We start from the raw sequence: 8,822 nt of genomic DNA on the forward strand, positions 1-8,822 counted from the left end.
CCATAGATCGTGCCGAACACCAGCGGGCCGATGCCGAACGGGTGCTCCAGCGCCAACTGGAAGCCAATCGCGTAGCGGGCGAAGCGGCCGAGGCGGGCGGTATCATAGCTCTGCTCGAGCTGCGCGCGCTGGGTGAACATGTCCGACACGCCGGGCAGTTGCAGGATGACGAGGACGGCGATGACCAGCAGGGCGACCGCGGCGATTGTCATCACCACGACCCTCAGCCGGAACATACCGCTGGCGCTCTGCAGGAACAGGCAGGCGGTAAGCAGCACCGCCGACACCGCGAACATGCCCCAGGCGCCGCGCGAGAAGGAGAAGAAGATTCCGGCGGTGATGATCAGCAGCGGCACCGCCAGCAGCGGCATGCGCGACACCGGACCGGCCAAGAGCAGATAGAGCAGATAGGTGCCGGGCAGCACTAGGAACGGGCCGAACACGTTCGGATCCTGGAAGGCGCCGGCGGCGCGGTCGTATTTGGTGAACATTTCCGCGCCCGGGAAGGCGTGGAAATAGCCGGCGATGCCGAGCAGGGAAGTCGCCACCGCCGACACCACATAGGCGATGAAGATCAGCCGGTAGAGGCCGGGCTGCGTCGACGTGACCGAGGCGAAGAAGACCGCGCTGAAGGCGAGGAACAGCGAGACGGCGAGATAGAGCGGCGTGCTGGCGAGCTCCGTCATCTGCGTCATCGCGATCATGCCGCCGATGTTCATCGCCACCAGCAGCACCAAGAGCGGCAATATCGCCCGCGATATTTTCAGGCCGAACAGCGCCCATACGACGATCAGCCCGGCCATGTAGAGCTCGTAAGGCGCGGGCTCGCTGATGACGAAGCCGGAAAGCAGGATGCCAATGCCTATCGCCGCCGACGAAATCAGCGCGATCAGCTTGGCGTTGACCGCCCGGGGCGGCAACTGGTTGACCGCCTGGGGCGGCAACTGGTTGACCGCCTGGGGCGGCAACTGGTTGACCGGGGCCGCCGGCAGTTCATGCGCGACCGCGCTCAATAGGCGTTTTCCGTATTGAGCAGGCGGACCGGCGTCAGAAACAGGATGCGCAGGTCGAACAGCATCGACCAGTTCTCGATGTAGTAGAGATCGTATTCGGTGCGCATGCGGATCTTTTCATTGGTGTCCATCTCGCCGCGCCAGCCGTTGATCTGGGCCCAGCCGGTGACGCCGGGCTTGACCTTGTGGCGCGCGAAATAGCCGTCGACCACTTCGTTGTAGAGCAGATTGTGCGACTGGGCGGCGATCGCATGCGGCCGCGGCCCGACCAGCGACAGCGAGCCGAGCAGCGAGTTGAAGAACTGCGGCAGCTCGTCGATCGACGTCTTGCGGATGAAGCGTCCGACGCGGGTGACGCGCGGATCGTTCTTGGTCACCGTCTGCTTGGCGGTCGGATCCGATTTGTCGGTGTACATCGAGCGGAACTTGTAGACCTCGATGATCTCGTTGTTGAAGCCGTGCCGTTTCTGCTTGAACAGCACCGGACCCTTGCTGTCGAGCTTGATGGCGATCGCGGTGGCGAGCATCACCGGCGAGAAGAGGATGATGCCGACCAGCGAGAAGATGATGTCGAAGCTTCGCTTGGCGACCGAGTCCCAGTCGTTGATCGGCTTGTCGAAAATGTCGAGCATCGGCACCGAGCCGATGTAGGAATAGGCGCGCGGGCGGAATTGCAGCGCGTTGGAATGCGCCGAGAGCCGGATGTCGACCGGCAGCACCCAGAGTTTCTTCAGAAGCTGCAGCACGCGCGATTCCGCGGTCAGCGGCAGCGACACGATCAGCATGTCGATGCGGGCGATGCGGGCGAACTCGATCAGTTCGGAAATGGTGCCGAGCTTCGGGTAGCCGGCGACGATCGGCGGCGAGCGCTTGTCGCCGCGGTCGTCGAAGATGCCGCAGATGCGGATGTCGTTGTAGGGCTGCTTCTCGACCGAGCGGATCAGCATCTCGGCCGACTTGCCGCCGCCGACGATGACGGCGCGCCGCTCCATGCGCCCGTCGCGCGCCCAGCGCCTGATCAGCCTGGACATCACGAGTCTCAGGGTAAAGATCAGCACGAAGCCGACCACGAACCAGGTGCCGAACAAAAGCCGCGAATAGTCTTCCGATGCCTTCATGGCGAAGGCGGTGAGCGCCATCAGCGCGAAGGTGCTGGCCCAGACGAGCAGCACGCGTCCGAAATTGGCGACAGGGCGCATCAACGCCGCGATCTGGTAGCTGTCGGTGACGTCGAGCAGCACGACCGCGAGGAACGACGCCGCCGCGATCGACAGCGGGTATTGCCAGGCGAGGTAGTTGAAGAAGCCGACAAAGTAGAGATAGAGGCCGAGCCCCGAAAGGAACAGCATCGCGAATTCGACCATGCGCAGCACGCCGCTGACCATGATCGGCGACATCGTATCGCGCCGGTACTGCGAAGCGACCTGGCGCGCGACGTCGTTGATGCCGCTGGGCGCCTGACCCTCGGCCGGGCCCTCGAATTTGCGCACCGCGTCCATGGAAAAGCGGTGTGCGGGATCGATCTCGTTCATGGGATTGTCCGCGAGCTACGCAAAAGTGGATAGCAAAAGAGAGCTAAGAAAGCCTTGAAACAACCGGTGGTTTTGAAGCTGTCTGTCGCTCGCGGCGACTGACGGTCTTTCGTCCGGACCGAATTAGCGTCGGCCAAGCTTAGGCCTGCGAATTAGGCCTTCTCTATCGCGGTCGCCATGGCGGGGCTGCCGTAAAGTGTCTCGATGCCGCCGCCTTTGGGCTCGGATTCATCTGGGCAGCGAGGTTGGAAGTCGATCGCACCATCCGCGCCACGGCAGAGGCCGATGTCTTCCAGTTCGGCGGCGCTTAGTCTCTCGAGGATGCGGCGATCCCGATGTTTTGCCGCTGCGTCCGCGAGCGTGCTTCTCGCGACCGCCATGGTCGCAGCGAGAATGCGCGGGATAAGCTTGAGGATGGCTTGCAGGCTTTGCATCGTCGTTCTCCAATGGCCATGGCGGGACGATGCGGCTGCGTAGACGGAAAGTCCTTGATGCAATGCTGAAATCTTCTGTAGCGTTTCTGTGAGGTCAATTCAGGATTGGCGATGGCGCTGTCCTTCGGCGATTTCGTGCTGGACGAGCGGGAGCGTTCGCTGAACGGTCCGGAGGGTGCGATTGAACTCAGCGCGCGCAGCATCGACTTGCTGTTCGTGTTTCTTGAGCGCCCCAATGTGCTGGTCGAGAAGCGCGACCTGTTCGATCTTCTCTGGCCGGGCACGGTCGTCGAAGAAAACACCCTTCACGTGCATATGTCCGCGCTCAGGAAAGCCCTCGGCCCGAACTTCGTCGCGACCGTCCATGGCCGTGGCTATCGGTATGTTGGCCCACCGCCCACGCGCATCCAGGAGCGCATGGCGCCGGCCGTTCGCTCCGGTGGCAATCTGTCTCGCTACCGACCGGAATGCATCGGGCGCGACCACGAAGTCAGAAGCCTCGTGGAACTCGTCAACCAATATCCATTGGTTACGACCCTGGGCCCGGGCGGCGTCGGCAAGACGACGTTGGCCCTCAAAGCCGCCGAGGAACTCGCCGGCGGCTTTCCAGACGGTGTCTGGGTTGTCGACCTGGCGTCCGTGCCCGACGGCAGCTTCGTCGAGAGTGCGATCATGCAAGTCCTCGGCATTCCGGTCAGAACCGAAACCACCCCACTGCTCGCCATCGTCGATATGCTGCGGCCACTGGCCGGGCTGCTTGTTCTCGACAATTGCGAGCACGTTGCCCACTCCGTTGCCAACATTGTCCGTTCCCTGCTTTCCGAAGCCGCGAAGCTGAGGATCGTCACGACCTCGCAGGTGCCGCTGGGGCTGAGCGGGGAGCACGTCTTCAGGCTCGCGCCGTTCGGCCTCGAAGCAGCTTTCGAAAGCGGTCTTTCGGCCGCCGAAATGTTCCTCATCCACTGCTATGAAGCGCAGGGCGAGACTGTTGCTGTCGACGAATTGCCTATCGTGCGGCAACTTTGCGTTCGCCTCGACGGCGTCGCCCTTGCCCTCAAGATGGTGGCGGCAAGATCGGCGACTCTTGGCCTCGGCGAAGTGGACCGCCAGCTTGCCGAGCGCTTCGCGGAGCTTTCGACGGGTTGGGGTGACACGCCGGGGCGGCATCGATCGTTGGCGGCGTCGCTTGAGTGGAGCTACGGGCTGCTTGCCGAGGGCGAGCAAAGGGCTCTGCGGGCGCTTGGTGTGTTCCAGGGCAGCTTTACGCTGGACGGTGTTCGCGCCGTGGTCGGTGAGCATGCCGACGACCACTTGTCGGAGCTCATCAGGCGATCGATGGTTACGCGCGACGGTGGAGATCGGACCCGCTATAGATTGCTGGAGACGACGCGCCACTTCGCCTTGCAGGAATTGACCAGGCAGAACGAAGAGCAAGATGCACGGGCACGCCTGGCGGACCATGTCCGGAGCCGCTTCGAGCAAAGCCTCGCACGATGGGAGCTGGTTCCGGACGCAACCTGGGTAGCAGCCTATCGGCCGGACACCGACAATCTGCGCTCGGCCCTTGAATGGGCCAGATCAAGCGCCGACTGGGCCCTGTTCGTCGGTTTGGCTGCCGCCAGCTATCGCTATTGGATAGAAGCTCAGCTCGCCGGCGAGGGCCTTCGGTTTGCCGAGGCGGCTGTCGCCTTCGCCGATGATCTCGACCCGTCGCTTCGCGGCCGCCTTTTCCTTGCGGTTGGGGAGCTCGCGCGGATCAATTCCCAGGACCTGCGCGCGATCGAGGCGCTGATGCAGGCGGTGCGGCAATTCGAGGCCGACGCAAACGATCTGCTGCTGTCGCATGCCCTCGTTCTTCTTGGGACCACGCTCAACTTCGCCGGCCGTCGTTCCGAGGCCGCCCCGATTTTCGCGCGGCTTGAGACCCTGTCGGCTAAACTTCCATCATCAAAGTTGAAGGCGTGGGCGCTCGTTTCGATTGGTTTGTGGCTGTTGACCGGTGGAGAAGAGGTCGCCGGAATGACCAAGTGCCAGGCGGGATTGGCGATGCATCGGTCGTGCGGAAACGAGCGTGGCCTCTTCCGGTCGACCATGTATCTGGCTGAAATGGTTCACCGAAGACAGGATCATCAAGGCGCGTTCGCGCTCGCCAAAGGCATCTTGCCAAGCCTTCGTGAACGCGGCAGCTCGCTTGAACTCGGTGCTCAGCTTAGCAATCTCGCTTGCTATTCGATGGCGCTAGGCAATACCGAGGCGGCAAGGGAAGCCATCGACGAGGCGTGGAAATATCTCCCGCGCGACCATGCGTCATGGCACTGGTGCATCATCCAAAATGCCACCGAGCTCGCGGCCCGAGACGGAAGATTGAACGATGCCGCGCTCATGCTTGGATTTGTCGATCATTGCTTTGAGGACTGGCCCGACGGCCGGCAGTCTACCGAAGCTGCTCAGCGGGAGCGGATCGAGACCATCCTGTCGGCGCAGCTCGACCGGGAATCCTACGCCGCGCTGTGGGAACGGGGCCGGTCGTTGAGCGTGTTCGAGGCGGACGTTCTTGCGGGTTTCGAACGACGATTTGCGGCTCTTCCGACCTGACTAACCGCGAAGCGCCGCGAAATAAGCCTTCTCGATTTCGGCCGCCATGACGTCAGCGCCGAATCGCGCCCTGAGCTCGCCGCCCTGCGGCATCAGTTTCCGGTAGGCGTCGGGATCGTTGAGAGCTGTGCCCAACCTCTCGGCGAGCTGGTCCGCATCCGGCCGTATTAGGGCAGGGGAGCCTTCGCCGAAGATTTCCGGAATGCCGCCGACCGCAGTCGCAATCATCGGCCTGCCGGCGGCCAGCGCCTCCAGCACGATGTAGGGCATCGCTTCCGCGCGGGACGGGACGACGATCAGCCCAGCCAGCGCGAAGGCTTCTCTGGCTGGCATCGGCGGCAGGAAACGGACATGGCTCTTCAATCCAAGCCGCTCCACCTGGGCGTGGTAGCGCGGCAGGTCGTCGCCGTCGCCGACCATCACCGCGCTCAACGGGCGGCCGATCTCGCTGCCTGCCTGCGTCAGTGCGTCGATGAAGATGTCCGGGCCTTTGAGGTCGCGCATCATGCCGATGTAGAGAAGATCGGCGGCATCCGCCGCCGTTCCTACCGGTTCGAATTCGGCGGCGCGCAGGCCGTTGTAGACCAGCGTGTTGGGGACCGGCGGCTCGCCGACTTTGCGGCCGTAGGTTCGCCGTTCGTAGTCGGAAACGAACAGCAGGCAGTCGGTGAAGCGCGCCATGAAGCGCTCAAGCGCGAAGAACAGCTTTCCCGTGGCCGTCGTTTCGTCATAGTGGAGCGAGCCGCCATGCGGCGAATAAAGGCGGGCCACGCGATACCTTGAAACCCGCAACAGTGAGCCGAACAGACGGGCATACGCGCCACCCTTGGCGCCGTGCCCGTGCAGCACGTCCGGCCGCAATTCCTTGATGATTCGATAGGTGCGCCAGGCCGCCGTCATATCGCCAGGCCCGATATGACGCTGCATCGGCGTGCGATGAATGCCGAGCGCTAAACTCCCCTCCATCGCCTTGAACAGCCGCTCCTCATAGTCGCCGCCCGTGGTCGAATCGCACACGATGCCCACGGAATGGCCGGCGGCGACCTGCGCCTCGGTCAGATCGCGCACGTGCCGGAAGATTCCCCCGACAGGTGAGCGGAAACAGTGAACGATGCGGAGGTGAGCCGCCACGTTGGTTTTCAGAACAGCCGTTCGCGGACGTAGATGGTGTCGCCGGGCAAGAGCGGGTCGGATGTCTGCACCCTGCCGGTCATGACCTTGCCGTTGATATCACGGGTGATGTCCACGCTTTCCTGGTTGGCGCGCGGCGTGAAGCCGCCGGCGATCGCGATCGCCTTTTGCACGGTCAATCCCGGCACATAGGAATACTGGCCCGCCGCGCCGACTTCGCCCATGACGAAGATCGGCCGGTAGCGGTCGATCTCGACCGACACATCGGGATCGCGCAGATATCCCTGGCGCAATTTGTCGGCGATTTCCTTTTCCAACTGCTGGGCGGTGTGGCCGCGCGCCGGCACGGCGCCGACGAGCGGGAAGGAGATGTAGCCGGACTGGTCGACGCTGTAGGTGTTGGTCAGCCCTTCCTGCTCGAAGACGGTGACGCGGATGCGGTCGCCGGCGCCGAGTCTGTAAGGCTGGTCGAGCACTTCATGGAAGGCGGCGGGTGTCGGGCGGTAGCTGGAACAGCCGGTGAGCAGCGACAAGGCAAGCATGGCGCGAAAGAGATAAGCAGTGCTTTTCATGATCGGACACGAACCTTCGTCGCTCTCGCCGCCAGTGCTGCGGCCAACCCCAGGAAGTGCGCCCGTTATCATCCTGTTAGGGTTAATGGCCGGTAAAGGACCGTGCCCGGAAGCGGTGACGGCAGGCAAAAACCCAATTGTTCTATTGCCTTCGTCCGATGTTCTTTGAGTGTCTTCTAATAAGCATGCGTTCTGATCTTAACGGGTGAGTTACCATAGTTGTTTACGGTCTATCCTCGACTCAAAGTTCCGGAGCAGGATGCATGTCCGTTCAGTCCGCGGCCGCAGATGTCGATGTCGATCTGAGGCAGCTCTTCGCCAGTCTGGCGAGGAACTGGCTGCGCATTGTTCTCGTCACGCTCGTGGTCACCGGGCTGGCGTTTGCCTTCGCCTGGCTGGCCACGCCTTATTACAAGGCCACCGCCAAGCTGGAGATCGGGCCGCGCGAGTCGGTCTTCACGCGGCCGGCCGGCGCAACCAATGATGACAAGCCGGCAACCGACGAGGAGGCCGTAGCCACCGAGGTCCAGATCATATCGTCGCCCGACATACTCAAGAAGGTGGCGACGGATCTCAATCTGGAGAAAGTGCCCGAATTCGACGAGACGCTGAAGATGTCGGCGCTGAGCCGCGCCCTCGTCCTGGTCGGCTTGAAGAGCGACCCTTTCGACATTTCGCCGGAAGAGCGCGTGCTCAAGGCGATGCGCGATAAGCTCAACGTCTACGGCGTTGAAAAATCTCGCGTTATTGCAGTCGAGTTCTCTTCGGAGGATCCAAAGCTTGCGGCGCGGGTCGCGGACGCGATCGCGCAGGCCTATCTTGCTTCCAAGGGCAACGCGAAAAAGGAATCGAACACCGCCGCCACCGGCTTTCTCGGCCCGGAAATCACCGATCTGCAGAATCGGGTGAAGGAGGCCGAAGCCAAGGTCGCTGCTTACCGCGCGCAATCGGACCTCTTGATGGGCGGCAACAATGCGGTGCTGGCCACCCAGCAGCTTTCCGAACTGTCCACCGAACTGTCGCGGGTGCGCGCCAATCGCGCCGCCGCCGAGGCGACCGCCGACAGCGTGCGCAAGGCGCTTCAGAATGGCGGCACGCTCGACAGCGTGCCGGAAGTCCTGTCTTCCGAATTGATCCAGCGCCTGCTCGAGCGGCAGGTGGAACTGAGGACCAACATTGCCGACCTGTCGACGACGCTGCTGGACAATCATCCGCGCATCCGGGCGCTGAAGTCGCAGCTCGCCGATCTCAACGGCCAGATCCGCAACGAGGGGCAGAAGATCCTGAAGGGTCTGGCGACCCAAGCGCAGACGGCCAAGGCTCGCGAGGACCAGCTCGTCCAGGAGGTCAACCAGCTAAAGGCCGCTTCGGCCCGCGCCGGCGAGCAGCAGGTGCAACTCGACGCGTTGCAGCGTGACGCCAATGCTCAGCGCCAGCAGCTCGAATCCTATATGGCGAGCTATCGCGAGGCGGCCTCGCGCGCCGACCGCAATTATCTGCCTGTGGACGCTCGTCTGCTGTCGAAAGCGCAGGTGCCGACGGAAC

At 63.0% G+C, this 8,822-nt stretch carries 8 protein-coding genes; 2 read left to right on the top strand and 6 right to left on the bottom strand.

The features are described from left to right. From EOA29_RS16340 to EOA29_RS43025, 4 genes are all read right to left on the bottom strand, one after another. Positions 1–920: O-antigen ligase family protein (locus EOA29_RS16340; protein ID WP_127221149.1), on the bottom strand; the 920-nt coding region annotated here is incomplete at its 3' end. Between the two features lie 89 nt (positions 921–1,009). Further along, on the bottom strand, positions 1,010–2,545 hold the full coding sequence (locus EOA29_RS16345; protein ID WP_126094206.1) for an undecaprenyl-phosphate glucose phosphotransferase: 1,536 nt from the start codon (positions 2,543–2,545) through the stop codon (positions 1,010–1,012). 152 nt (positions 2,546–2,697) lie between these two features. After that, the gene (locus EOA29_RS16350) at positions 2,698–2,979 is read right to left on the bottom strand and encodes a DUF1127 domain-containing protein (RefSeq protein WP_126094205.1); all 282 of its coding nucleotides are present in this window, start codon (positions 2,977–2,979) and stop codon (positions 2,698–2,700) included. Positions 2,980–3,078: 99 nt separating this feature from the next. Continuing rightward, positions 3,079–4,278: a hypothetical protein gene (locus tag EOA29_RS43025; RefSeq protein WP_245468479.1), complete on the bottom strand. Its 1,200-nt coding sequence runs from the start codon at positions 4,276–4,278 to the stop codon at positions 3,079–3,081. Here EOA29_RS43025 and EOA29_RS43030 point away from each other — a divergent pair. After that, positions 4,264–5,574 (top strand): hypothetical protein, encoded by a 1,311-nt coding sequence (locus tag EOA29_RS43030; protein ID WP_245468480.1) that lies wholly within the window; start codon positions 4,264–4,266, stop codon positions 5,572–5,574. The two genes, EOA29_RS43025 and EOA29_RS43030, sit on opposite strands and share 15 nt — an antisense overlap. Here EOA29_RS43030 and EOA29_RS16360 read toward each other — a convergent pair whose 3' ends face one another. Next, positions 5,575–6,705 (bottom strand): glycosyltransferase, encoded by a 1,131-nt coding sequence (locus tag EOA29_RS16360; protein WP_126094203.1) that lies wholly within the window; start codon positions 6,703–6,705, stop codon positions 5,575–5,577. It abuts the gene before it with no gap. A gap of 8 nt (positions 6,706–6,713) precedes the next feature. Further along, complete coding sequence (locus EOA29_RS16365; protein WP_126094202.1) at positions 6,714–7,277, bottom strand: polysaccharide biosynthesis/export family protein; 564 nt, start codon at positions 7,275–7,277, stop codon at positions 6,714–6,716. A gap of 263 nt (positions 7,278–7,540) precedes the next feature. On the opposite strand from EOA29_RS16365, the gene EOA29_RS16370 reads away from it, so the two are divergent. After that, positions 7,541–8,822: GumC family protein (locus EOA29_RS16370; RefSeq protein ID WP_189478908.1), on the top strand; the 1,282-nt coding region annotated here is incomplete at its 3' end.

Origin of the sequence: Mesorhizobium sp. M1E.F.Ca.ET.063.01.1.1 (assembly GCF_003998155.1) — a bacterium.
Taxonomy (GTDB): domain Bacteria; phylum Pseudomonadota; class Alphaproteobacteria; order Rhizobiales; family Rhizobiaceae; genus Mesorhizobium.